Raw genomic sequence first — 25799 nt, 5'->3', positions numbered from 1 at the left:
TCAGCTGATATTCAGCATGGTAACTTTTAAGTTTGCAGGATACAAATTTGTACCTACTTGACAAATGTATGCATCAGCGCCTACTTTTGAGGTATGAAGAACACATTGATAACGATTTTTTTTGTGTTGACCACGCTCGCAGTATACGCACAAAAAAGCACAAAAAATCTACCCGGAACGTACACTTTAGTAAGCGTGGACAATATCGATAAGAACGGCAGCCGGATCCATCTTTATGGCGATAATCCGCAAGGCCTGTTAATACTGGATTTACAGGGCAATTACAGCCTGCAGATCATGAACTCCGGCCGCCCAAAATTTGCGGCTGCTGATAAAGCGAAGGGTACCGATGACGAAAACCGTGCAGCAGTAAAAGGCTGCAATACACATTTCGGTACTTACACAGTTGATGAGGGCAAAGGAATTATCAAATTCAATATAGTACACGCGTCTTTTCCAAATTGGGAAGGAACACAACAGGTGAGGCCCTTTACTTTACTTAACGGGGTATTTACATACACGGTTCCATCACCAACGACAGGTGGAACGGCAACAGGTGAGGTGGTTTGGAAAAGAGTGGAGTGAAAATTGTCAGAATCAGAATTTACTGAATTTAAGAATTAACAGAATCCAGTGTGGGAGATGTTACAAAGTCGCCGACACCATGCGCATCTTTAGAATTCATTGATCCTGAAAATGGGTTAGCATTTTTTGAAAACCAATTGAAAACGAACAAAACAATAAGTGAAAAATTCTGTCTCAGACTACCTCTGCCACCACAAAAGTGCTCCCGCCAACGAAAACCAAATCGTTTTCCTCTGCGTTTTGTTGGGCAGCTTCCAATGCTTTGGCAACAGATTCATAAACTTCGCCATGCAGGCCAAAGCCCTCGGCCTTTAGCCATAAACTTTTAGCATCAAGCCCGCGCGGAATATCGGGTTTGCAAAAATAGTAACGGGCGTTTGTGGGCAGGATGGTTAAGATCTTGCTTACATCCTTGTCGTTTACCACGCCAATCACAAAATGAAGCTTCTTATAAGGTACAGCCGCTATGTTCTGCAACACCTCATCCATACCTTCAGGGTTATGACCGGTATCGCAAATGGTTAGCGGGTTCCTGCTTAATATTTCCCAGCGACCGTGCAAGCCGGTTAAGGTTTTTACCTGGCTAAGCGCTGTTTTTAAATGTTCATCGGTTATTTTAAACCCTTGAGATCGCAGTTCATCCACCGCGCAAATCACCGTTTTTATATTTTTAAGCTGGTAGGAACCGGTTAGGTCGAGTTTTAAGTCTTGAGTCTTGAGTCTTGAGTCTTGAGTTTGTGATGAGGGAGAAATTCTGACGTTTACAAACTCATTTACTTTGTTGCTCTTAATCAAGCTTTTGACTTCAGGCTCAGGACTCAAGACTTCCGACTTAAGATCCTCCGAAGCAAAAGTGATATTCGAGGCGCAGCTCGCTGCCTTATTTATAAATACATCTGTGATTTCCTCCTGGTATTCACCAATGATAACCGGGATGCGCGGCTTAATGATCCCCGCCTTTTCGCCAGCAATAAGCCTTAACGTATCGCCTAAAATATTCATGTGGTCCCAGCCAATATTGGTTATTATTGATAGGAGCGGGGTAATAACATTGGTAGAATCCAGCCTTCCACCAAGGCCAACCTCTATAATGGCTATATCAACTTCTTCCTTTGCGAAGATCTCAAAGGCAAGCGCCACTGTCATTTCAAAAAAAGATGGGCGGATCTCATCAAAATCAGCAGTATGCTGTTCAACAAAATCTATCACCTGCTGCTCGCTGATCATTTGCCCGTTTATGCGGATACGTTCGCGGAAATCCTTTAAGTGGGGGGAAGTATAGAGTCCTGTTTTATACCCGGCGGTTTGTAAAATAGCCGCCAACATGTGCGATGTCGAACCCTTGCCGTTAGTGCCGGCCACATGTACACTTTTAAATTTATGCTGCGGGTTATCCACCTTATCAAGCAAGGCGATTGTATTTGTCAGGTCTTCCTTATAAGCCGATGCACCATCGCGGGTAAATAAGGGGAGCTGGCTGTAAAGGTATTGAATAGTTTGCTGGTAGTTCATGTTTGAAATGTCGTCCATGGTCGATAGTCCATAGACCATGGCAAATTTAGTTCAAACTTTTGGAATGGATAAAAAACTATCGACTATTGTCTCTGGATACTTTGTTAGACGCCGAGGGGTTAACAGGGTTAACATAATTTCAAAAAAATAACATTTAAAGTATTGATAATAAAGTATTTATAAAAAATAGGGGTTAACACAAAATCGCGATTAACTAGTCGTTAAACCTGGATTTTTTCTGTAGGCGTATTTTGAAATTTTTCGTTTGCAAGGAGAACGCTTAAACGTTCTGACGCAACACCGATAATCAAATACGTTGACATGACATTAGTCTACTTTAAACCTGAACGTATATTGCCCTTTTTGAGTGCCTGATGCAGGCGATGATGAGGTGAACTTAGTATTTTTAATGGCGTTTTCACAGCTTTGGATTAAGCTCAAGTCTGCACGGGTTTTTGCCCTGTTGGGCGATTCGGAGATTACATTACCATTTTGATCCACCACAAAATCGATAACAACAACACCCGGAACACGATGAATATTTTGCGGATCAGGAGCGCTAACGAAAGTCCAGTTCGGCATGTTGAGGCCATTGCCTGATCCGCCCGGACCGTAATTGTCGCTTAGGGTAGATCCATTTTTACTGCCCTGGTTGCCGGGAGTGTTGGTAGTACCATCACCTGCGCCCGCGCCTTTGTTTGCCACAGCGCCTTTATATAAGGCATTTTGATTGACAACAGGTTTCGCAGCCGGTTTAACAGGTTGCGTAGCTACAGTCGGACTTGTTTTTTTTGAATTTGCTGCCACCGTTGGTGCATCCTCCGCATCCTGGGTAACTACCTTTTTATCGCTGTTGTCTTCCTGCGTTTTTTGCTCGGTAGGAGGGGCGTTATTTACCTTGGTTGGCTGAGTATGATTAGCTTTTGGCGCAACAGAGGGTTCTTCAACACTGGTTTGGTCAGTCCCCATACCTTCGTCAACCGTACCATAATTTACAAGGATACCACCGGTACCATCTGGCGGAATTGGCGGATTTTGAAAAACAATAAAATAGCACAAAGCCATCACCACCCCAAGGATAATACCTGTGGCTAAGAATGCCTTTGGATAATTATTTTCTTCTTCCTGTGTAGTCATTTTTTAGTTCATGGTTCATTGTTGATAGTTAATAGCCCATTCTTTTTACCATGAACTATGAACCATCAGCAATGAACTACTTTGGTTCCGTTGCCAAAACCAGTTTAATATTCAATTTTTGCGATACGTCCATTACGGCAACTACATCCTGTATCGCGACAGTTTTATCAACGTACAAAACTATGGTTAGTTCTGTGGTTTGCTTTTTATAGCTGGCTAAAACCGTCGGCAGGTCGGCAACTGCCACTACCTTTTTGTCGACCGTATATTGCAGGTCCTTGCTGATGGATACATTCACTGTTTTTTTAGATACCGATTTACCCGATGACGACTTGGGCAGCAACAGCTTAACCACGTTAGGGTTGGTCACTGTCGAGGCGATCAGGAAAAACAGGAGCAGGAAAAACATGATGTCGTTCATAGCCGAAGTATGCACCTCAGCCGAAACACCTCTTTTTCTTTTTCTTAAATTCATTTGCTCGGCTCTTCTAACAGGTCAATAAATTCAATAGCGTCGGTCTCTAAGTTTAATATCACCTTATCAACCATCATATTCAAAATATGATAGCATACATAAGCCACGATACCTACAAACAAGCCAGCCGCTGATGTTACCATCTTTACATAAAGACCACCAGATATAACGCCCATACTGATATTATCAGTCTTGGAGATATCATAAAAAATTTTGATTACCCCGGCAATGGTACCCAAAAAGCCAAACATAGGGGCGATACCCGCAACAATACCTAAAATGCCGATGTTCTTTTCCAGCTTCGCCACTTCCAGCTTGCCCACGTTTTCAATAGCGCCCTCAATATCTTTTATCGGGCGACCGATCCTCAACAACCCCTTCTGCAACATACGGCCAAGCGGGGAGTTATTGTTACGGCAAATGGCAATAGCTGATTCAAGGTTGCCTGACACGATGCTTGACCGGATCTGTAACATCAGGTTTGACTCGTTGCGCGAAGCCTTGCGGATGGTAAAATATCTTTCAAAAAATATTACCAGGCCCAAAACCGCCAGGATCCCGATGGGGATCATCACCCAGCCACCCTTTATGATCAGGTCGCCGAAGCGCAAATCCTCTTGAGGGGCAGCTGCCAAAACCTGGCCTGCATGTTTCGCGGTATCAATAAGTTTATTGGCTGTATCTGCAGCCTGTATAAATAGTGCAATCATCATTAAAGTTTAATAGGTAGTATGTATGAGTCCTTCCGGATCTTTCCGGCCTTCAATAAAACGTCCTTAGCTGCTGCAGCTTCGGCTTCTGTTGGATAGGTTCCTGCAGAAACTTTGAAGCGTGTGCCCGGAGCTTCTTCTTTTGTCAGTACCTTAGCGTCATTAACATTTCTGGCCTTTAGATGGGTAACCTCCAATATAGCAAAGGCCTCTTTTCTAAAGCTATTTTCAATTATCTCAAAACGTTCCTTTTTTGTGGTGTCAACTACGGCAGCCGGAGCCGGTATAACCTTAGCAGTTGTATCCTTTGGTTGTTCTTTTTTTGTTGTATCTGCCACCACAGGTTTTACTTCATGCCTGTAAACAGGTACAGCGGTATCTGCCTTGCTCCGTCCGAAAGTTGTCCCCAACTTGTCAAAAGCAGCGGGGAAAAACTTGTATACCCCGAATAAGGCCAGCGCTACAACGGTAATGATAATTAAAACAATCATCCAAACATTTACACGTTTTCTGCCGCTCGTTTCCTCCTCGTAAAACTGGTCATCCTCTGCTGCCTGTACGGGCGGGGTTGATGAAACCGAAGCCGGTGCAGGTTCAGTAAATGACGGTTTTTGATAAGGCGTATTCGGTTGCTGTGCCTGTTTGAAAATATTTAATGGCGGATATCCGTAAAAGGCCGGATCATCTGTTATTTTATCGTTGGGCTTAAAAACAAGCTGATCCTGGTCTGTATAAAATAGGCCGAGGTCGGCAAAAAGGTATTTGCCTGTTAATGCCTGTTCCCTCAATTTGCTTACAAATTTTTCTGCAAAGTACTTCGAAGATGCCAGGGAGATGTTCTTTTTATCCGCAACATATTGGGTAAAGGTATCATCATCCTTAGGCTGAGGTACAAACTTCACCTTATGGTATGGCGGGTAAAAGCGGGATTCCTTTTCATTATAATAGCCGTTCACCCTTTCGCGCACAAAATAGCCGAGGCCGGGTACGCTTACTTCTTCGTACTGGCCCAATAATTCGCTTAAATAGTCGGCTAAATTCATTTCTCTAAAAATACAGTTTATAATAATATATCAAAAACCCGCAGTTACGGGGCCGAACTTAAAAACTATATCCAACACCGCCAAATATATTAAATCCATACTCAGGATAAAATAACCAGGTTTGGCTGCCTGCGTTTAAAATATTGTTTACATGCACAAATACCGAAAGCCGGTTTGTAGCCTTATAATCAACGCCCGCACTCAAATCAGCAAACGACGCGATGGATGCATTAGTAAAAGTTGTTGCACCGGTCTGCACCTGGTAAGGATCCATCGTCGATCCGCGGATCAGCAATGTGCCCGATACGCTGATCTTGTTATCAATCCTGAACACAGTACCTGCAGTCAGCTTAAACTTAGGCAAGTTCCATGGCTCATCAACCGTTGCCATCTGGTAATCCTTAAATTCTACGCGTCCAAAAATATCAACATCTTCCGAAAATTTATAATCCAATTCACCTGTTAGTCCGCTCACGCGCGATCTTCCGGGATCATAGATCACCTTAAACCTGTTATATCCTGTTGTAAAATTAAAGTCGCTAACAAACAATGGCATGTTTTTCACCTCGTTGCGGAAAATGGTGGCCTTAAAACCAAAACCGGGAGCAATGGTTCCTTTTATACCGGCAGCAATATCAAGCTGGTCAACAGAATTTGCAAGATCAATGTTTTGGCCGAGGTAAGGGTTGATCATCGAGAAATCATGGATCGAAGACCTATTCACATCGCCTTTAGCCTCAACAAACAGGCGTACATATTTAGGGATCACCTGCAGTTCGGCCCTGGCAGCAGGGAATATATAGAATGCAGATTTATAACCAAACTGATCTACAATGTTTACACCCGCATCAATCTTATAATTATCACCCTGGAATTTGATATAAGGATTTAATCTTACCAGGCTATTGTTATGATCATATAAACTATCCTTTTGTGTGGTCAGATCAAGCGACGCTGCTAACCCGGCATAAAACTGGTTAATGGTTTGGTTTAAAAAACCCGATAACACCACGTTGCTTTCCTTAGCCTGGTATGCGTTGCTGAATGTATATCCCTTTAATTTTAACGCATAGGTAAAATCATTGTCAACATCTTTGTAGTTCTTGGCAAGCTCGCCTTCCGCAGCCAGTGTGCTGAAATGCTGCTTGTCAACCTGTAAAATGGTTGGCGGGTTCAGCTGATCATAACCGTAAAAATAATTGCTGTTATAATTATAGGTGATGCGCCCGCTGATGTTATTCAGTTCACCGGTGCTTTTGCCAAACACGCCCACTTCCTCTTTAGCAGAGTTCTGTTTATCTAACGTTCCGTTTTGCGCGAAATGTTTCAGGTAGCCGCCAATCTGCAAAGCCTCATCGCGGCCATTGGCGAAATAGGCTTCACCGTAAGTTGTTTTTAAGCTACCTAAACCAACTTTTACATAGTTGTTGGTTGGAACGGAATCCTGTTCAGCAGGGCGTTTCATAGCCTCCAGTGGTTTAATGCTGGTATTAAGCTCCAGCCTTTTATCAATGGGGATATAAACCAATGGCGCCTTAAACGGTGTTTTGTCTTCCAGGTCGGGATTGCGGCGAATTTTTACAGCATCAGCCAATACAGGTTTATACGCTGTAGTCACCACTATCTCTTCCGAGAGGTTGCCGCTTATCCCGCTATCGTTTTTGCCACCCTTTTTTGTTGTGTCAGCCGCAGCTTTTGCAACAGCATCGCCTAACCCTTTCGCTGTTTTTTGCTGTGCGGTTAGTGGTTTTGCCGGTTTTTTAACTGCCGGTTTTGGTGCAGCCTTCTTTACAGCAGCTTTTGCCGCAGGTTTTTTAGCTTTGTGCTTTGTTTGTGCATTCGCAGGGACAAAGTATAAAGCTATTATTAAGGTAAGCAGCGTGTATATATATTTAAATTTCATTGCTTGTCTCATTTTTATTCTTTGTTATCCTGTTTCTTTTCTTCTGTTCCGGCTGGTCTTGCATCTGTCTTAGCCCCGCCATTTAACTGGTCGAGCTTTTGTTTCGCAGCCGGCAAAATGTCGTCGTCGCCCTTATAGTTATCTATTACGCTTTGCAGGGTTGCCTTAGCCTGGAAGGTATCCTTTAGCGCAACGTAGTTATCGGCTAATAGTACAAATGTCTTGGTTACCCAGTAATCATAGTTAGGCAGGTCCTTTACCAATTCAAAACATGTTTTTTGCGATGTTTTATAATTGTGTTTCTGGTATTGGATGAGTGCGATATTATATTTTGCTTCAGCGGCAGCTATTGTTTTAGTATTGGTAACGGTATAATCAAACTCTTTAACCGCTGTAGTAGTATCGCCTTTTTGCAGGTACGCTTGCCCCGCATAAAGGCCGGTCTTAAATTTATCCTCCTGAGCCGTTTTATCATTGCCGCGCACCAGTTTAACATAGTTCAGCGCATCATCAGGCATTTCCATTTGTGCGTAGCAAAGCAGCAGGTTGTTAATAGCAAATGTATAATCAGCTTTATATTCCGAATTTGTTTCAAGCTTCTTTAAGAACGGAATTGCCTCGTTATATTTCTTTTGGTTGATGTAAAGCTTCGCCATACTTATAAGCGATTGCTCGGTATAAGGACTGGTCCAGTCGTTCAGTATTACGTTATAATCAGTAACAGCCTCGTCAAGCCGGTTTAAATTCACCAGGCTTTGCGCACGGATAAATCTTGCCTGTTTTTCGTAGATCGGCTTGTTCGGGAATTTATCGTAATAGGCATTTACTGCGCCAACTGTTCCCTGCCAATCGCCTTTAACATACAGGTTATTGGCTGCGGTGATCATGATGTTCTCCTGGTCGGCCGTAGTATAGTTAGCGATAGGTGTGGTAGCAGCATAGTTAATAAACGTTTGTGCATCGCCTTTATCCGTATAGATCTTTTCAACCTGTTTTAACGCCAGCTTGGCCTCGTCGCTTGATGAATAATCTTTTATTACTTGCTTAAATGAAGTCACAGCCAATGAATCGTTGCCGGCATTATAATCGATAAGCCCAGTGGTAATCAATGCCCTCGGCACATAGCTGCTGGTCGGGTATTTCTGGATCATTGCCGCTAATCCGCTTTTTGCCTTGTCACCCTCATTTTTTACATAATAGGTATAACCAATTTCGAAGGAGGCATCATCAGCATAATCCGAATTCGGGAACTTATTCAACAGATCGGTAAGCGTAGCTATTTTAGTATCCGGAGATCCCTGTAATCCCTGGATCATCCCGCGCTGAAATAAGGCATAATCCTCGCCTGATGAGTGCTTGTCAATTATGCGGTTATAGTATTCCATGGCCTTGCCATAGTTTTTCATTACAAAATAACTGTCGCCAAGGCGGGTGACTGCATCGTTAATGGTATTAGGGTCGGTTTCCTCGCCCTGTAAAAATTTCTGGAAATAGGTTGCAGCCTTTTTGTATTGCTCGCCATAAAATGCTGCATAGGCCAAAGCATAATTAGCATAATTGTACACATTGGTTTGGCTGGCCTCCGGGAAGTCTAAAAACTTCTCAAAATTCTCAACCGACTCGCCATACTTCCGCACCTCGTACATAGCTTCAGCCATCCAGTAGGTGGTCATCACTTCAATTTTATTGTCAACCGGGTTTTTTAACGAGCGTAAGAAGATCCCAATCGCATTTTCAAAAGCGCGTTCATTGTAAAATTCAAGGCCGCGGTAATAGGTTACCTTTTGATAGGCAGCCTGGGCACTTGCAGATTTATTAGGGATAGGCTCCAGGATCTCAACGGCTTCTTTGTAATTATGAGAGTTAAGCAGTTCCTCGCCCAGCAAGGTTTTAACCTCGTCGGTGCGGGTTGAGCGCGGATAGTTTTTTAAATAAGCACGGGTGGCTTCCAACGCCTGGGTATTAAAATCAAGCTCGTATGATAGCTTGGCGTATTCATATAAGGCGTCTTCCTGTAATTGCTTGTCAAAGCTAAGCCGCGATGCTGCAAAAAAGGCGCTGCGGGCATTTTGCTTGTTGTTCATTTTTAGGAACACATTACCCAGTGTGTAATTACCGTTCTGACTAAACACATCATTCCCCTGTTGTAGCTTTTCCAGTTCGGTTGCTGCCTTTGCATTGTTGCCCACCTTAAAATAGGTATAGCCCATCTGATAGCTGTCCTGCGTGTTTTGGGTGCGGCCCTGGTCCTCATCCTCAAAGCGTGAATAGTATTCAGCAGCTTTATCATAGTTAGCCTTTGCGAAATAAGATGCGGCAATTATGCGCAGCATTTCGGTTTCGTGCTGCTGGTGGGTGCTTTTTACAATTGGAACTGCGTAGTTAATTACATCGTCGTACCGCTGGTCAAGAAAGTAAACTGCTGTAATATAATAGGGATAGCTGCTGATATATTTTTTTGAGTTCTTTAACCTTTCGAAATTGACGAGCGCAAGATGATAATCCTTATTTAAATAAGCTATGTAAGCAAAATAATAAACAGCATCATCGGTAAATGGTGAGTGCGTATTTTTTACTTCGCTGAATAGTTGTTGGGCATTTTTATAGTCGTTTGTTTCAAAATATGCGTAGCCTTTACGAAATTTATACTCGATATTCTCACGTCCGCTTAGTTCGCCAGCCTGCACCTTATCAAACCAGCGTAAGGCGTCGGTATATTTTCCCTGGCGTGAGTAGGAGCGGCCGATCTGGAAATAGGCAAGCTTGGTTAACGGGTTTTCCGGGTGTTCCTTTATAAAACGTAAAAACAAGCTTTCAGCATCATCATTCCCCAACTCAAGCGCACATAAAGCTTCATAATATTGGGAGTTTTCTTTTATTAAAGATACTTCAGACTCAAACTTTGGCTGTGTGGTTGTTTTAACTCTTGATGTTTCAACCAAACGAAATTGTTCTGCAGCGGCAACATATTTTTCCTTGTCAAGCAGTTCTGTAGCAGCATGATAAGTGCGATGAATGTCAAATGCGGGGTTCTGCTGTGCGCTGGCAGTTATAACGAGAAATATAGGTACAAGAAAGGAGATGTATTTTAGTTTTATCATAAGGAGCGAACTAACGATTTGCGAAAATAACGAAACGCAAAAGAGTATTCCACATAAGTAATTCACATAGTGTGGAGAACATCGGTTTTAACGAATAGTAAATATTGCATGGTATAGTTGTGGAAAACTTTACTAATTGTTAAAAAGGCAACGATAAAATAAGCAGCATTGGTTTGCCGGTGTATTATACTCGCTCTCAGGTTGTTTCATGAAATTGCAATGCAATAGGTCGCTACCGGCAACGTTATTATTTGCAATGATCAACTTATTTCCTAAAATTAAATACTTGCATGGCCTTATCTTGCTTTTGATTGTCCTTTCTGGTTTTCTATCGGTTCAGGCCCAAAATGGGAATATTGTTTTGGCGGATGAAAAGTTACAGATAGTCCCCACGGAATTTTATGTCTCTAAAGTAGTAGATGAGCGGCAAGATCGCGGCGCTGTTGCGCATTTGATGCCTTCATTAACCACAATCGGTACAACGGCCAAAACATATCCGGTTGATTTGCAGGGCGGGGCATTAACTGCAATCAGCTGGTTTATTGACCATAGCTTGCCAAAAAATAAGGGGCTACGGCCTGTAATTATCGCACTCAAAAAAGTTGATATAATGGAGACTGAATTCCCGGGTAACAAAGTGGAGGGGCGTGTTAGCCTTGCTTTTTCGTTTGATATAGACAGGGGAGAAGATGAACCGCTTGCATTAGCTGAATATAAAGGGGGAGTGGTTTATACCCGTGATGCCACACGGGCGGCTAATGTTGAGCCCTTTTTACGGCAGGCATTGGAAGGCGGGCTTCTATATCTCAATAATTGGATGAATGCACAGGTTAATACAAATATTAAACTGGCCCACGGAATTAAAATAACTTTTTCTGATTATAACGAGAAACCAGAGGGGGACAGTATTTATTACAGCGTTAGCCGCCCGCTAACCTGGTCCGATTTTCAATCGATAGTTCCAAACAGTAAGTACGAAGCGGAAGTATTTCCCACACTCGGCTATGATGAGCGTACCGAAGTTGTAAAGGGAGTGATCAACTTGCGCCTGGCAATTAAAGTTTGCCTGCCGAAAAGCGCGGCCTGGGCTAAAACTGGTAGCCGGAATGATTATACATTAAATCACGAGCAGCGGCATTTTGATATCTCAAGAATAGCTGCCGGGCATTTTAAACGAATGCTTAACGAAATAACATTATCTACGGCCAATTATGACGGGCCGATTAATGTAGCATATCTGGATGCATATCGCGAAATGAGCAATTTACAAAAATTATATGATACCGAAACCCGCCACGGTACGGATATAATCATGCAACGAAAGTGGAATGCAAGAATTGATAGGGAGCTAAAGGAATTAGGCGTTAAAAAGGCAGCCGATTAAATCTGCAGGCGAAAAATTACGGAAGTCATCCCCTCAATCGGTAAGATCCGATATTAAGCGGCTAACTGGCCTTTTATTACATTCAGCAAGTCGTCAATGTCGAATGGTTTTGCGATAAAGGCATCCGGGGCGCCTATCTGACCGTTAGAGCCTGCAACGTGGCTAGCCGAGATCAAAATTACTGGAATTTCATGCGTGTCGACCGTGCTTTTAACAGCCTTACAAAGATCGCGGCCATCTAAATTGCCTAGCATAATATCAAGTAAAATTAAATCAGGGTTTTTTTCCCTGATCTTTTCAAACAGGAAATGACCGTCGGACAGGGTTTCCACCTCATATCCTGAATCTTCTAAAATAAATTGTAAAACATCCAAAATGTCTTTGTCATCGTCCACCGCTAATATCCTGCGCATTTTAAATAGTGGTTAAAAGGTAATTCATAAAAGGTATAATAATTAGCTATACCGTTAAATCTCGGCAAAATACAATAATAATTATGTGTGAAGCCAACAATTATTATACCATATTCGTCACCGGTGCCACTAGTTTTATTAACATGCTGAATATATTTATAGCAAGCAGGTTAAGAAAAGCGTTTTTATAGCGGGATAGCGATTCATAACTTTTTACACTAAAAATAAAATATTAACAAGGATATCGCGGTTTATTGTTGGGTTTTCTGGAAATATGTTCAGATTTCTAAACTATTGTTCAAAACAACCGCTATAATAAAAATGAATTACAATGCTGGTGTTCGGCAAGGCAGTTGGTATTCGAGATATGTTATGGGGTTGCTACCGGCCAATCATTATGCCGCTGATTCTTTTTTCAAAAGCACGTACGATCCGGTTTTGCATTTTGCGCAATAAAATTTCTTGAGGGGCAATATCAAGGAGAGCTTTTTCATGAACCAACTTCTATGCACCTGGAAGTGAAAGGGAGTGCCACACTTAGTACAGGAGTATCCCCTCTTTTTAAGTTTTTTTTCAGCCAAAATTTATCAAATTTAAAACGCACTTTAAATATAGAAAATATTAGCCGATAATATTTGGAATCATTCAAATATTATTTCACTAACCAGCCTTGGGGGTTTTGCCCAGCTTAGCTAAAAAAATGGTGTTTGGTTTTGCAGGCGTAGCAAAAAAATCTTTTTGCCGGAAGCCAAAATAAAAAGAATTTCACAAACCAACTTCTGTGGACACGGTCGGTAACCTGGCCCTTGCATTTAGGGCAATAATACATTCGTTTATATCCTGAGACAGTTTTGGCATCAGTGCCTAATGAAGCGACCATAAATAGGGGTATGTCTTTACTTAACTATTGAACCAAATATAGCGATAAAGTTACAAAAAGAAGAAAATAACGGTTAAATTATAATTAATTTCCGTGTGTTAAAATTGTATTAGTTCAATAGTTAATTTCTTTTGAATTAATAATATTCAACACTTTGGTTCAATTGCATCGCGACATTGATTTAAGCCTCCCTGATTGGTTTACTTTATATCAGACTATTAACTTTTTCTACCAATTCAGATAAGTCAAATGGTTTGTTAATTATTGCATCGCAGCCGTAGGCGAGCAATTCGCTATTATCATTTATGTAAGCTGAGTAAATAATAACCGGAACATCTTTAAATCGAGGGTGTGATTTAATTTGCATACAAATCTCACCGCCGTTTGCGCCTGCAACCCGGTAGTCGAGGATAACAAGGTCGGGTATAAATATTTCTGCTAACGAGATAACCTTATCGCTACTTGGGGTGCTTTGCACCTCAAAGTCTTCGTAGGTTAATGTTTCATGAACTATATCCAGTATGTCCTGGTTATCATCCAATACTAAAATGCGTTTTGCCATGCAAAGCTAAATTTAAATCTAAAAAAGTGGATGAATGCAAAATAAATATGGGAAGGGCTTGTGAGGATAAATATAACCTATTTATGTAATAATAATTATATTTATTGCTAATATATTAAAAATGTTACTTAGAAAGCTTCTCCCAATCCAATTCCCAACCCGTTGTAACCTTTACTGAAACCATAGTCAAGAGCAATATTCGTAGCGGATTTTTTATTGAACTTTATACGCAGACCGCCACCGGCGGCCGGGTTAATATAAACAAATTTGCGACTATTCGGTTCACTGGCTGAATTAAAGTTGGCGAACAAAACAAAGCCAAATAGTCCGTTGTCTGTTATATCCCGGCGATATTCTGCTTCATAATAAATAAGTGCTTCACCTCTATAGCGGTTTTGCTCAATTCCTCTACCTGATCGCTGATAAGGGTCATTTCCAATTCCCGGTAAACTAAGGAAGGGGGTACCGTGTGAAATGGTTGTCCAGTAATAGGCCCACATGGCGATCACGCTTTTCGGCCCGGCATCAGTCAGTGAAATGTATTTTCGAAAGTCCATATACACTGATTGTGCGTTGTTATCACTACCCATAAACCCGGCGTTGTGCCGGTAAATAAAACTGGCAAATATGCCGGGTAGCGGGTTGATGGAATTTTGCCGTGTATCGTAAACGGCGTTTAATGTAAGGCCCGATGAAAATGAATTCCCTCCATCTGTTCCATATTGATATTGTGTAAAGTCGCGCAACGTAACCGGTGAGCCACTGTCTTTCGTACTTATGCCGAAATAATAATCCAGGTTATAACCAATGCCCACGTAAAAATAAGGCTTTATCCGCTTAAGCACACTTTGATAAAAGCGGATATAATTAAAATTCACCAGGAGCTTGTCGGCCTCCTGCCGCCTGCCACCCTGGCCCCAGGTGTACTGCGGGTAAACTAAAAAGCGGGTATCGCCTTGTATATTGTAAGCATTGTCAGGTGTCCAGATACTGGAATGAATAGGCAGTCCGTATCTTCCTTTTAAGTTAAAATATGGAGCAAACGTTACGCTGGAGATATAAGTGGTTTTCCTTTCGCCCAAATAGAAGCCGGCTGTTGTAGAGGTAACCAACGCCTTGCTACCGCCGGGTACCGACGTTGAGATAGGCAGGATTGAAAAATACACCTGCTTTTTTTCGGTGTTGTCCGACCTCTTTTTTAATTTAAATAAAGAGGTGCCGATATCTAAAAGGTCACGTTGGCCCGTTGTATCTACTTTTATATTAGCGGTATCGTTAGGCGTTTGAGCCAACAATACGCAAGGTAACAAACAGCAAAAAAACAATAATAAAATTCTACTCATAATCAACTAAAAAGGAAAAAAGATACCTATTGTTTTAACGCACGCGTAATAATTTGATTTACAGCATCCTTTTGGTTCCCGGTTGATGGATATCAATTCTTCAGAAAACCAAGCACGGCTGCTGAAAATTCGGTGTTCCTGCTGGCCGTATTGTGGTTTCCGGGAACATACATCAGTTCTGAACGGGGCATCATTTTGTTCAATCCGGTTTCTGATCCATTTTCCATATCCGAGGTGCCGCGGATAATCAACACGGGAATCTTTACAGTAGCTAATTCCTTTTTACTGGTTGACGGCTGCCATTTTTGCTGCAGGGTAAGGGCTAATACGTCAAATGGCTGTGAATGGATATATTTCACCATGTCATCAACATCGTGCAGGCTGGTGTCGCCCATTAATGCCTTGTAGGCGTGTACCCGTCGGGGCCATTCCGGATTGGTATACGCATCGCCCATGCCACCCATTACCGCCTTATGCAGGCGCTTATCTAAAACTAACAACCTTGACAAAATAATAGATCCGCGTGAGTAACCCACAACATCATAGTTTTTTAGCTTAAGCTCGGTAGCCAGGCCTATCACGTCCTTTGCTTCAGCGTCATTCGAATAGCCCGCGTCGATATGCGGCTTGTCTGACTTGCCATTACCCCGCATATCCAGTATAATCACTTTATAACCAGCCTTGAGCAGATCATTGTACATTTCGCCGCTTTTCCAGCCCTGCGAAGTGCCTGAAAAACCGTGAAGTAAAATTACAGGGTAGCCATTGCCTTTAACCTCGTAATAAATTTTTGTATTATCAAAAGATGTATAATAATTGCCATCGGCAGTTGGTTGGGCAAAAAGCCTTGCACTGCAAAGCAACAGGCCGGCAATGGCAATTAATATAACGGCGTTCCTTCTCATTTTTTTTCTTGAAGATGTTGGTGCGGTAAGTTATTATTATAAAATAAAAAAGCCAAATGCTGCCTGCTGTTAAGCAACTAATTCAGCAACGCGCACGTAGAGTTATTATTATGCAGCTTTAGCAAATGGAAAAAATAATCCACGGTACCGACAATCCTCGCCGGTACAGGCAATTAGACAGTTTACGTGGGTTAGCTGCATTGACGGTTTTCTTTGGCCATTTTTTAGGAATAAAAGCAACTATACTATCAGTTCCGGTAATTAACTCAACTCCTTTAATAACATTTTTTAATGGCAACGCGGCCGTGATGTTTTTTTTTGTTTTGAGTGGTTTTGTACTCAGCCTGCCTTTTATTGATGATAAAAGGCCGCTGAAACTTACAGGGTTTTACCTAAAACGAATTTTTCGGATTTACCCTGCATTAATTTTCGCGATTGTTTTTTCGGTGATATTAAAGCAATTTGTATTTAACAAAGCCAGCATGGCGCCTTTTTCAGGATGGATCCAAAGCTTCTGGACCTGGCCGTGGAATAAAGAAAATTTCCTGGAATTGCTAAAGACAATTTTGCTCATCGGCCCTCAATTTAAAAAGTCACTTATCGATCCGCCAATCTGGTCGCTGATAATTGAAATGAACATATCCCTGTTCCTGCCTTTTTTAATAAGGGTAGCTGCAAAAGAAAACTTGTCTTGTAACCTACTGTTTCTCGTCCTGGTAACCACCTGTTCCTGCCGGGGTGATTACTGGCCCTTGCCAATATTTCATTTGGGAATTCTACTTGCTAAATACAAGCATCAAATGGTTTTAAAGGTAAGCGGATGGAAGTGGATTTATACCGGGGCAATCTTATTATTGGCTCTGTTTTTTTATAACAATACGCTGGAGTTTTTGAACCCAATACTTGCATGGCCGTGGCCTTATAAATTTATCTGGAGCAATTATATCATTGCGATCGGTTCAGTTATTATCATCGTCACCGCACTTGCAAGCAAAAACACCGCTAAATTTCTTGAGCATCGTATATTTACCTTTTTTGGCGATATCTCTTATAGTTTTTACTTAATACACATGCCATTGCTAATCACTATGGCTTCTTTGTTTTCATATCACACTGCGCTAAGTATGGTATTTATATTTGTGTCAACCCTCGCGTTAGCAATTGCAATAAGCTACCTGATATTTATTTTTGTAGAAAAACCCTGCCGCGCTATTGCAGCAAAATGGGTAGTAAAATATAAAATACTAAACCGGGTATAATATGACCATAGAAGACCTCCAAACCCTTTGCAACCAATTTCCCGGAGTAACGGAAGGTATAAAACTGGGTTCGCATTTATGCTTTAACGTTGGCGGCAAAACCTTTTTATTCACGTCTCCAGATGAGGTACCGGTTTCAGCGGCTGTTAAAGTACCCGCGGAGGATTTCGAAGAGATTATTTCCAAAGATGGCTTTTCGGCACAGAAATATGTTGCCCGTTACAAATGGGTGCAAATTGATGATATCAGCAGGCTCACACGGCAGGAATGGGAGTATTATTTAAAACAATCGTACCGGTTAATTGCCGAAAAGCTACCGGTAAAGGTTAAAAGAGAGATTGGGGTTAAGTAAATTATTATGTAACCATATACCCTTAATCCAGGTTTCCCGCCAAATAAAAACCAACCTCTAAACTCTGGTCTCTAATCTCTAATCAACTATTCATTCAGCATATACTTATCAATCCCAACGGGTGGTTTCCATTTACTGTTGGGTTCATAGTAGTTCCATAATAACGCCGATACCTTTTTAATCAGCACATCAGCCTCGTTATCCTTTACCCAGCGCTGGTCCTTATTGTTATTGGTGATGATGGAAAAAACATAGTCACCATGCGGAGCATTTACCAATACGGTTTCAGATCGCGATGCATCTACAGCACCTTGTTTTGATATGTTCCGGATGTAAGGCGGAATTTGCGACAGTGCATTCTCGTCCCAAAAGATCCGGCCCATGTTGCGGTACATGCGTTCGCTTGCAGCCTCGCTTACGGCCCTGCCATCTCTTATCATGGTGAACAACCGGCACATTTCGTATGGTGTAGTAACCCCCCAGCCATATTTTGCACGGATAGCCTCGCGACCGGGAACACGGGAGTTAACGCGCATCACCTTGAAGCCGTTTTGATCAAGCCAGTTATTGATGTATTCGCCGCCAACCAACTTCTGTAGCCAAAGGCTGGCGGTGTTATCGCTCATGGTGATCATTAACAATGCGACCTTGCTGACTTCGATCGTATCCCCATCCTTAAATGATCCTAAAATATCTTCACCCTTATATAACAACGAATCACGGTAAACCAATTTTTGGTTGTATTGTATCTCTCCTTTTTCAATTTTATCCATCAAACCGCATTGAATGCTCACCTTTATCATGCTGGCGGTTGGGAATAAAGTATCAGCATTTATAGCAACAGTTTTTCCCATTTTAAGATTTTGTACATAGATGCCTACGTTTCCGTTAAAGCCTTTAATGGCATCCTGTAGTTTGGCGGTGAGCTTTGCGTCTGTTTGGGAGAAAGCGGTTGAAGTAACGATTAACAGAAGGGAAAGGAATTTGAATTTCATTTTTGGCTGTTATTGGAACATCTAAGGTAAGAACTAAGATTCATAAGATTTAAGAATGAATTAATGCTCTTTTTCTCCTAATTTCATTAATGCTCTTTTTCTCCTAATTTCATTAAGGCTTCTTTTGCTCCCTTATCGTCTGGCTTTAAAGCCAGTGTTTTTTTATACATTTTTACGGCATCTTGTTTTTTATCTGCTTTAAGCAGCAAATCACCATAAGCTTTATACAACCAGGCAGCCGTTGGCGTCATCAAAACAGTAATCTTAGATGCTTCCAGGCCTTTATCGGTGAATCCATTATCCAGCAACTCGTTAGCTAAATAATTCATCTGCCCCTCGGCATAAAAAAAATTCGCGGTATCGCTTCTCATTTGAATTAGCCGTATAATAGCAGCATCGGGTCCCTGCTCATATAAGGTATTAATATAAACCCCGGCCATTGATAGTTTATTGGCTACCAGGTGTTTATGGTTTAACAGGTTCATAGCATTCAGGCCCCTTTCAAAATTGCGTCCCATCTCCCCATTCGACAAAATAATAACGCTCTGCTTCTTTGAAATATTTCTAAAAAAGATAGTCCATACGCCAGGATTATAACCCGAATGCAGTACGATCCGGCCTGCCGTGGTGTCATTCAAAATAAACCATCCCAAGCCGTAGGAAAGCTTACTTGCTCCGCCTCCTTCTGCAATTGCCTTTTGGCCATTATTTAATATAGTTGGCTTATATGCTTCAGCCAATAATGCGGCCGATACTAATTTATTGTTGTACAAAGCCTCGTCAAATTTTAACATATCGGGTGTAGTGCTGAACACGTAGCCTTCACCTACAAATAGTGTATAGCCTTTTTCCCAGTTAGGGTCTGCTTCTTTTAATTCGTTTAGATAATGCTTGTCATGAAAGTAACCTTTAACCAAATGGCTGTTTTTAGGATCGGACAGGGTTTTAACATAGGTATCCGCCATACCTGCCGGGATAAAAATATTTTTTTTCATATAAACATTAAATGGCAGGTTAGTAACTTTTTCTATTAATACTGCCAGCAGGTTATAACCAATATTGCTGTACGCCCATTTATCACCCGGTTTAAAAATTAAAGGCCTGTGATATTTTTCCAATGCCGGTAAAATATCATGATAATCAAACATCCTTTCGGGCTGTATTTTCCTCAGTGTGTCAAAAACATCCGACCTGTCTCTTGGCAAACCCGAAGTATGGGAAAGCAAATTCCGTATAGTAATATCCGGATAGGGGAAACCGGGAAAATATTTTTTATATGGGTCATTTAAACCGATCTTCTTTTTTTGTACTAACTGTAAAATTGCGGTTGAGGTAAGGGTTTTGGAAATGGACCCTATCTCAAAAATTGACTGGTCGTTATTTGGAATTTTGTTAGGAATATCAGCATAGCCAAATGATTTTTGATATAATACCTTCCCATCTTCAGCAACCAATACATTCCCGATTAACTGCCGGGATGTGTATTGATAATTAAACAAACTATCTAATTTGGCTGGGATATCCTGGGCGTTGGCCCATCTATTTGTTATGATCAGCATTATAACTGATAATAGTAATTTTTTCGTCATATCCATACGACATCGTATCGTTTGGAAACGTTGCATCAATAGCTATTTCAGGACAGGTCAACCCCTAGTCACCAGGCAATAAAACCGGACACATTCTGTTCGTTTTCGATACAGCTTTCTATGTTAATTTGTTATAAGTATCTTATAATTAAAAAGTTATTATTTGGCATCGAATTTATTGGTTATTTTGATAGTCTATTTTAAGCCGTTCACTTAAAGCCAATTCAAATGTTTACCAACTATTTCAAGACAGCCTGGCGCATCCTCTGGCGCAATAAAATATATACCTCAATTAATGTTCTTGGATTGGCTTTAGGGATATGCGCTTGCGTAGTCATTTACCTGATCTCCGGTTATGAATTAAGCTTTGATACCTTCCATCCGGATAAGGATCGCATCTTCCGGGTGATGACTACCTCTCATTTTGCTGCTGGCGATCAGGACGTCATGAGTAAAGTGCCCTTTTCGTCGGTGGCTGCTACCCGTCGTGAACTTCCTGGCGTGGAAGCGATTTCTGCAGTAAGCATGTATTATGCCAAAATAACTGTGCCTGACGGCAATAAGCGGGTCAAAAAGTTTGACAGTTCAATCGACGGAGCGTACTATCCGGGCACAATAGTAGCAGAGCCTCAATATTTCAAGATATTTAGTTACCACTGGCTTGCCGGAAATCAAGAGACTGCTTTAAATCAGCCTTATAAAGTAGTGCTTACCCTGAGCCGGGCACAAAAATATTTTGGTTACGTTGATCCCGGGAGCTTGCTTGGCCGGGAGATTGTTTATGACGATTCGCTCCGCGTACAGATCTCAGGAATTGTTGAAGACTGGAAGAAAAATACAGACTTCGCCTTTACCGATTTTATTTCTTACAGTACCGTGCAAAACAGTTTCCTGAAAAAGGCTTTTGCCGACGACTGGAACCATATGTCCACCCAGGCTTTTGTTAAATTGGCTCCGGGTACCAGTCAGGACAAGGTAAATGCCGGGTTTGCCGCTATCGTTAAAGCCTATGCCCCGAAAAACCCGGATGTCAAACTCAACCTGTGGCTGGAACCAATTACCAAAGTGCACTTTGATGCAGATGTTGTGGAAAATCCGATCCGCACGGCTGACCTCCCCATTGTATATGGAATGATAGGCACCGCTGTATTCATACTGCTGCTCGCCCTGGTTAACTTCGTCAACCTTGCCACCGCCCAATCCATTCAGCGCACGCGGGAAATGGCGGTTAGGAAAATCATGGGAAGCAGCAAGACAGGTATCATGCTGCAGTTCCTTATAGAAACATTTCTGGTAACTTTTTTTGCCTTGATCATTGCCTTGTTATCGGTTAACCCAGTACTTTCTGTATTTAAGGCATTTATTCCCCCTGGAGTCAGTTTCAGGCTGATGGAAACCAATACCCTTCTTTTCATATCAGCGATAACGCTGGTAACTTGCTTATTTGCGGGCCTGTACCCTGCAAGGACATTAGCGGCCTACGCCCCGGCTTTAAGCCTGCGGGGTACTGCAACCCCCGGTGGCCGACATTGGTGGCTGAGAAAAGGATTAATTGTTTTTCAATTCACCCTGTCGCTTGTTTTTATTATCGGCAGCCTGGTTGTTCACCAGCAATTAAGCTATACCCGCAGCAAAGCGATAGGTTTCAATACCGATGCCATTGTTATCTTGCCAACCAGCCGTAAGGCTCCTGCAAAACAAATGAATGTACTTGCACAACAATTGAAACAGATCCCGGGCGTAAATATGGTAGCCAGCGAACAGTACACGCCTATGGACGGCAGAGATGGCAACATCGCGCTGAAATTGAACGGGATAAACGGAGCTGAGACCCGTATACCTGAATTGTCAGGAGATGAACATTATTTGTCGCTATACGGTATGAAGCTGCTTGCCGGACGGAACCTTTTACCGGCGGACAGCTTGAAGGAATATGTTATTAATGAAACCTTTTTGCACTTGCTTGGGCTTCGTGAACCACAGGAAGCTATCGGAAAAATGCTGCATTATCAAAACAAGCCTTACCCCATTGTGGGCGTAGTTGCCGACTTTCATGAAAAATCCTTCCACGAAACCATCAAACCCGTTTGTATCGTGAATATTCCAAAGGTGCAGCAGGACCTCGCCGTTAAGCTGACAGTCAGCGGCGAAAAGGCGGCAGCATTGAAGACAACCCTGGCAATGATCGAAAGATCATGGAAGGCGATGTATCCGGGGGAGGTATTTGACTTTCGTTTTTTTGATGAATCGATAGCGCTTTTGTATGAAAAGGATTACCGGACAGCAAAGCTGATTAACGCAGCAACAATCATTGTTATCTTTATTTCCTGCATTGGATTATTTGGCCTGACCATATTTACCACTAAAAGAAGAACCGCAGAGATCGGGATACGGAAAGTGCTTGGCGCAAGTGTCAGCAATATTACCCTAATGCTCTCCAAAGATTTCGTCGTCCTGGTGCTGGCTGCATTGGTAGTCGCATCTCCCGTCGCCTGGTATTTGATGGACCGCTGGCTGCAAAATTTTGTTTACCGTATCGCGATAAGCTGGTGGATGTTTGCATTGTCGGGCATCGTGGCAATCTTTATAGCCCTATTGACCATAAGCTTTCAATCGATTAAAGCAGCCATGATGAACCCCGTTAAAAGTTTGAGAGGCGAATGATCGTAAATTAATTTAGCACGATAAGCGTTCAAAGACTAAAATCCAAACCCATTGGCGGGATAATCGTCGTCAAAAATAAAAAAGAAGCGAAAGAAAAAAGTGCCCGAATATGGAGGACTGAAGGTGTTTTCCATATTCAGGACACCACAAACAAACAACAAGCTATTTAATCCTTATCTTTTTAATAATCAACTGTATGTTCATCTTAGAACTAACTGAATTCGTTGTATAGGTATTACAGGATTTGTTTACAAATCTGTATTGCTATTTGCGGACGGAGCAGACCGATCGGGGTTCAAGCATAACCGGACATCAACTGTATCAAAACCGGACAAATAAAATCGATTAAATAAATATAAACAATTGGTAATTAGCTAATTAATCCTTTGGCATTTTCTTAGTCAATTAAAATCAGGAAGCAGGTCTCTCACCTGGCTACCAATATACTGATGAAAAAGTGAACTAATGATTGAACATTATGTTAAAAAGCTATCTTAAAACTGCCTTTCGTTTTCTGCTGAAAAATAAAACGTTCAGCTTTATAAATATTTTCGGACTGGCCGCCGGTACGCTATGCTGCCTGTACATTTTGTTATACGTGCAAAGTCAGTACAGTTATGATAAACAGCACAGGGACGCAGCCAATATTTACCGCGTTACTACGGACCTGACATTAACCGGTGACAGACACCATGGTGCCGCATCTTCGCCGCCCATTACACCTGCAATGAAGAGCAATTTTCCCGAAATCCAAAACTATGTGCGGGTTATTAAAACAGATATGCTGGGCGCAAAGGAGCATTTGCTGCGCTATAAAGAGCAATCGTTTTATGAAAAAGGTGCATTTTATGTCGATTCAACCTTTTTCGACATGTTCAGCTATCACTTTGTGGAGGGCCATGCACCACATGCGCTGGATGAACCCTACTCAATAGTGTTGCTGAAACCTACTGCAGTAAAGCTTTTTGGGAACCAAAGTGCGCTTGGTAAACTGATAAATATCAACGATTCATACGGCAAGCACGATTTTAAAATAACCGGCGTGATTGACGAAAGTCTGGGCAAATCGCACCTGGAGGGCAATATGTTTATCTCTATGAAAAGCGGTGCTGCCGGGCTTTCGTTCGCAAATAATGTTGAATGGGCAGGTAACAACTTTTTATATGCTTATATAAAACTACGCCCCGGGGCTGATGCAAAGACACTGGAGAAAAAACTGCCTGCATTTTTAAATCTGCATGCCGGGCAGGAAATGAAGACGTTAGGTATGACCAAGGAGCTTCATTTGCAACAGATAACTGCTATTCATACCACAGGAGGCTTCGATATAGAACCATCTCAAACTGCTGATCCCTCATTCCTCTTCATCCTTGTATTAATCGCGGTGATGATCCAGGTGATCGCCTGTATCAACTTCATGAACCTTTCAACAGCAAGGGCCTCAAAAAGGGCAAAGGAAGTTGGCGTACGTAAAGTTATAGGCGCTGGAAAATATGACCTGATCAAGCAGTTCCTTGGCGAATCATTTCTATTATCTTTCATAGGTGTAATTATTGCCTTACCGTTATTATGGATGGTGTTGCCTTATCTTAATAATATAACCCAGGCTGATATCAAACTTGCTTTTTTTGCCGATTACCGGCTCTGGTTAATGCTGGGTTCGCTGGTGTTGGTTACCGGATTAGTTGCCGGTAGTTATCCTGCGTTCTATTTATCGGCATTTGAGGCTATAAAGGTTATCAAGGGTAATTTTACCAGCAAGGTTTCTGCGGCCGGGATTCGCCGTTCGTTGGTAGTGTTCCAGTTTGTGTTATCAATCGTGTTGATCACCGGCATCATTATTATCTATAGCCAGCTGAATTTCATTAAAAAGAAGGACCTTGGGTTTGATGTGAACCAAAAACTGGTGTTTAATTTTTATACCAACGACACACAAAACAAAATGACTGTACTAGCAAATGATCTGCGGCAGATTGCGGATATCAAAGCCGTTAGCAGCGCTGATAATTATCTGAGCCAGTTTGTAATGCATGACCATGGCGTTTATCCGGAAGGCGGTAATATGGCTACAGCTATTGATGCGCAAAACATAGCCTGCGACCAATATTTTGTAAAAACAAACGGCATTAAACTACTAACCGGCAGGGACTTTATGCGGGAAGATTCAGGTAAGGTGCTTATAAACCAAACGCTCGCAAAAAGATTGAACCTAAATGAGCAAACTGCTATAGGTGCGAAGCTGTATTCACAATATGGCAACAACCCGGCATCATATGTTACGGTTGCAGGTGTGATGAAGGATTTTAACTATAACTCATTGCATGCAGATGTGCGCCCCTTTATGCTGGTATATGACAAAGATCCCTCCGACTTAAATTGTATGGTGGTGTCAACAAACAGCAAGGATTACAAGGCATTATTAAGCCAAATTGGTGCAATCTGGAAAAAGGACTTGCCCGCAGTACCTTTTGAATATTCGTTCCTGGACAGCGAGGTGCAAAAACAGTATGAAAAGGAAATTGTACTGTCGCAGATCATTAATTCATTTACCTTAGTAGCTATCCTGATCTCCTGCCTTGGTTTATTTGGACTCGCGGCATTCAGCGCCGAGCAAAGGAGCAAAGAGATTGGCATCCGCAAGGTGCTGGGCTCAAGTGTATCAGGAATAGTTCAGCTTTTATCAAGAGATTTCTTAATACTTGTAGGTGTATCATTTGTAATTGCAACACCAATAGCCTGGTACGGAATGAGTAAATGGCTGCAGGCCTTTGCCTACCGCATCCCGTTAAGCTGGTGGATGTTTGCCCTTGCCGGAATATTAGCCATGTTTATAGCCCTGTTTACCGTCAGCTTCCAGGCAATAAAGGCAGCTTTAATGAACCCGGTGAAGAGCCTTAAAACGGAGTGAGTTAATTAGAGATTAGTTAATATGGGATAAAACTTATTTCCACGTGTTACCAATGAACTAATGAACAATTGAACCAATA

Annotated in this window: 19 protein-coding genes; 6 read left to right on the top strand and 13 right to left on the bottom strand. The window is 41.9% G+C overall.

All coding sequences use genetic code 11. The annotated features are described in order from the left end of the window. The first annotated feature begins 93 nt into the window (after positions 1-93). Positions 94-585: a lipocalin-like domain-containing protein gene (locus tag KXD93_RS27535; RefSeq protein ID WP_258140766.1), complete on the top strand. Its 492-nt coding sequence runs from the start codon at positions 94-96 to the stop codon at positions 583-585. Between the two features lie 174 nt (positions 586-759). Here KXD93_RS27535 and KXD93_RS27530 read toward each other — a convergent pair whose 3' ends face one another. From KXD93_RS27530 to KXD93_RS27500, 7 genes are all read right to left on the bottom strand, one after another. Then, positions 760-2136, bottom strand: a complete 1377-nt coding sequence (locus KXD93_RS27530) for a bifunctional folylpolyglutamate synthase/dihydrofolate synthase (protein ID WP_258140765.1) — start codon at positions 2134-2136, stop codon at positions 760-762. 288 nt (positions 2137-2424) lie between these two features. Beyond that, positions 2425-3234, bottom strand: a complete 810-nt coding sequence (locus KXD93_RS27525; protein ID WP_258140764.1) for an energy transducer TonB — start codon at positions 3232-3234, stop codon at positions 2425-2427. A gap of 76 nt (positions 3235-3310) precedes the next feature. After that, on the bottom strand, positions 3311-3709 hold the full coding sequence (locus KXD93_RS27520) for an ExbD/TolR family protein (RefSeq protein ID WP_258140762.1): 399 nt from the start codon (positions 3707-3709) through the stop codon (positions 3311-3313). Next, a complete protein-coding gene (locus tag KXD93_RS27515) occupies positions 3706-4419 on the bottom strand; it encodes a MotA/TolQ/ExbB proton channel family protein (protein WP_258140793.1) in 714 nt (237 codons plus the stop codon). Before KXD93_RS27515 ends, KXD93_RS27520 begins: the two co-directional genes overlap by 4 nt. Before the next feature lie 2 nt (positions 4420-4421). Continuing rightward, on the bottom strand, positions 4422-5462 hold the full coding sequence (locus tag KXD93_RS27510; RefSeq protein WP_258140761.1) for an HU domain-containing protein: 1041 nt from the start codon (positions 5460-5462) through the stop codon (positions 4422-4424). A 58-nt stretch (positions 5463-5520) separates the two neighbouring features. Further along, complete coding sequence (locus KXD93_RS27505; protein ID WP_258140760.1) at positions 5521-7365, bottom strand: porin family protein; 1845 nt, start codon at positions 7363-7365, stop codon at positions 5521-5523. A gap of 14 nt (positions 7366-7379) precedes the next feature. Continuing rightward, the gene (locus tag KXD93_RS27500) at positions 7380-10466 is read right to left on the bottom strand and encodes a tetratricopeptide repeat protein (protein ID WP_258140759.1); all 3087 of its coding nucleotides are present in this window, start codon (positions 10464-10466) and stop codon (positions 7380-7382) included. 256 nt (positions 10467-10722) lie between these two features. Between KXD93_RS27500 and KXD93_RS27495 the strand changes: the two genes are divergently transcribed. Beyond that, entirely contained in the window at positions 10723-11850 is a 1128-nt protein-coding gene (locus KXD93_RS27495; protein ID WP_258140758.1) for a hypothetical protein, read from the top strand. Positions 11851-11903: 53 nt separating this feature from the next. On the opposite strand, the gene KXD93_RS27490 is transcribed toward KXD93_RS27495, so the two are convergent. The 4 genes from KXD93_RS27490 to KXD93_RS27475 form a co-directional block, all read right to left on the bottom strand. Beyond that, on the bottom strand, positions 11904-12263 hold the full coding sequence (locus KXD93_RS27490) for a response regulator transcription factor (RefSeq protein WP_258140757.1): 360 nt from the start codon (positions 12261-12263) through the stop codon (positions 11904-11906). A gap of 1085 nt (positions 12264-13348) precedes the next feature. After that, positions 13349-13705 (bottom strand): response regulator transcription factor, encoded by a 357-nt coding sequence (locus KXD93_RS27485; RefSeq protein WP_258140756.1) that lies wholly within the window; start codon positions 13703-13705, stop codon positions 13349-13351. 128 nt (positions 13706-13833) lie between these two features. Next, positions 13834-15048 (bottom strand): BamA/TamA family outer membrane protein, encoded by a 1215-nt coding sequence (locus KXD93_RS27480; RefSeq protein WP_258140754.1) that lies wholly within the window; start codon positions 15046-15048, stop codon positions 13834-13836. A 92-nt stretch (positions 15049-15140) separates the two neighbouring features. Then, positions 15141-15953 (bottom strand): alpha/beta fold hydrolase, encoded by an 813-nt coding sequence (locus tag KXD93_RS27475; protein WP_258140752.1) that lies wholly within the window; start codon positions 15951-15953, stop codon positions 15141-15143. Positions 15954-16078: 125 nt separating this feature from the next. On the opposite strand from KXD93_RS27475, the gene KXD93_RS27470 reads away from it, so the two are divergent. After that, on the top strand, positions 16079-17212 hold the full coding sequence (locus KXD93_RS27470; RefSeq protein WP_258140750.1) for an acyltransferase family protein: 1134 nt from the start codon (positions 16079-16081) through the stop codon (positions 17210-17212). Between the two features lies 1 nt (position 17213). Further along, a complete protein-coding gene (locus KXD93_RS27465) occupies positions 17214-17564 on the top strand; it encodes an MmcQ/YjbR family DNA-binding protein (protein WP_258140749.1) in 351 nt (116 codons plus the stop codon). A gap of 86 nt (positions 17565-17650) precedes the next feature. Here KXD93_RS27465 and KXD93_RS27460 read toward each other — a convergent pair whose 3' ends face one another. Continuing rightward, positions 17651-18559: a serine hydrolase gene (locus KXD93_RS27460; protein WP_258140748.1), complete on the bottom strand. Its 909-nt coding sequence runs from the start codon at positions 18557-18559 to the stop codon at positions 17651-17653. Positions 18560-18645: 86 nt separating this feature from the next. Continuing rightward, on the bottom strand, positions 18646-20118 hold the full coding sequence (locus KXD93_RS27455) for a serine hydrolase domain-containing protein (RefSeq protein ID WP_258140747.1): 1473 nt from the start codon (positions 20116-20118) through the stop codon (positions 18646-18648). A 258-nt stretch (positions 20119-20376) separates the two neighbouring features. On the opposite strand from KXD93_RS27455, the gene KXD93_RS27450 reads away from it, so the two are divergent. Next, positions 20377-22812 carry an ABC transporter permease gene (locus KXD93_RS27450; protein ID WP_258140746.1) on the top strand — a complete coding sequence of 812 codons (2436 nt, stop codon included), beginning with the start codon at positions 20377-20379 and terminating at the stop codon, positions 22810-22812. A gap of 478 nt (positions 22813-23290) precedes the next feature. Then, the gene (locus KXD93_RS27445; protein ID WP_258140744.1) at positions 23291-25720 is read left to right on the top strand and encodes an ABC transporter permease; all 2430 of its coding nucleotides are present in this window, start codon (positions 23291-23293) and stop codon (positions 25718-25720) included. Positions 25721-25799: the final 79 nt, after the last annotated feature.

This window comes from Mucilaginibacter phenanthrenivorans (assembly GCF_024721155.1).
Classification (GTDB): Bacteria; Bacteroidota; Bacteroidia; order Sphingobacteriales; family Sphingobacteriaceae; genus Mucilaginibacter; species Mucilaginibacter phenanthrenivorans.
Note: the sequence above shows the minus strand (reverse complement) of the source record. Positions and strands in the feature narration are given on the sequence as shown.

Coding starts and splice junctions, on each gene's coding strand:
- KXD93_RS27470 (WP_258140750.1), top strand. CDS start 16,079: ATGGAAAAAATAATCCACGGTACCGACAATCCTCGCCGGTACAGGCAA.
- KXD93_RS27510 (WP_258140761.1), bottom strand. CDS start 5,462: ATGAATTTAGCCGACTATTTAAGCGAATTATTGGGCCAGTACGAAGAA.
- KXD93_RS27445 (WP_258140744.1), top strand. CDS start 23,291: ATGTTAAAAAGCTATCTTAAAACTGCCTTTCGTTTTCTGCTGAAAAAT.
- KXD93_RS27490 (WP_258140757.1), bottom strand. CDS start 12,263: ATGCGCAGGATATTAGCGGTGGACGATGACAAAGACATTTTGGATGTT.
- KXD93_RS27500 (WP_258140759.1), bottom strand. CDS start 10,466: ATGATAAAACTAAAATACATCTCCTTTCTTGTACCTATATTTCTCGTT.
- KXD93_RS27485 (WP_258140756.1), bottom strand. CDS start 13,705: ATGGCAAAACGCATTTTAGTATTGGATGATAACCAGGACATACTGGAT.
- KXD93_RS27515 (WP_258140793.1), bottom strand. CDS start 4,419: ATGATTGCACTATTTATACAGGCTGCAGATACAGCCAATAAACTTATT.
- KXD93_RS27495 (WP_258140758.1), top strand. CDS start 10,723: ATGATCAACTTATTTCCTAAAATTAAATACTTGCATGGCCTTATCTTG.
- KXD93_RS27480 (WP_258140754.1), bottom strand. CDS start 15,048: ATGAGTAGAATTTTATTATTGTTTTTTTGCTGTTTGTTACCTTGCGTA.
- KXD93_RS27455 (WP_258140747.1), bottom strand. CDS start 20,118: ATGCTGATCATAACAAATAGATGGGCCAACGCCCAGGATATCCCAGCC.
- KXD93_RS27525 (WP_258140764.1), bottom strand. CDS start 3,234: ATGACTACACAGGAAGAAGAAAATAATTATCCAAAGGCATTCTTAGCC.
- KXD93_RS27530 (WP_258140765.1), bottom strand. CDS start 2,136: ATGGTCTATGGACTATCGACCATGGACGACATTTCAAACATGAACTAC.
- KXD93_RS27465 (WP_258140749.1), top strand. CDS start 17,214: ATGACCATAGAAGACCTCCAAACCCTTTGCAACCAATTTCCCGGAGTA.
- KXD93_RS27450 (WP_258140746.1), top strand. CDS start 20,377: ATGTTTACCAACTATTTCAAGACAGCCTGGCGCATCCTCTGGCGCAAT.
- KXD93_RS27520 (WP_258140762.1), bottom strand. CDS start 3,709: ATGAATTTAAGAAAAAGAAAAAGAGGTGTTTCGGCTGAGGTGCATACT.
- KXD93_RS27475 (WP_258140752.1), bottom strand. CDS start 15,953: ATGAGAAGGAACGCCGTTATATTAATTGCCATTGCCGGCCTGTTGCTT.
- KXD93_RS27460 (WP_258140748.1), bottom strand. CDS start 18,559: ATGAAATTCAAATTCCTTTCCCTTCTGTTAATCGTTACTTCAACCGCT.
- KXD93_RS27535 (WP_258140766.1), top strand. CDS start 94: ATGAAGAACACATTGATAACGATTTTTTTTGTGTTGACCACGCTCGCA.
- KXD93_RS27505 (WP_258140760.1), bottom strand. CDS start 7,365: ATGAAATTTAAATATATATACACGCTGCTTACCTTAATAATAGCTTTA.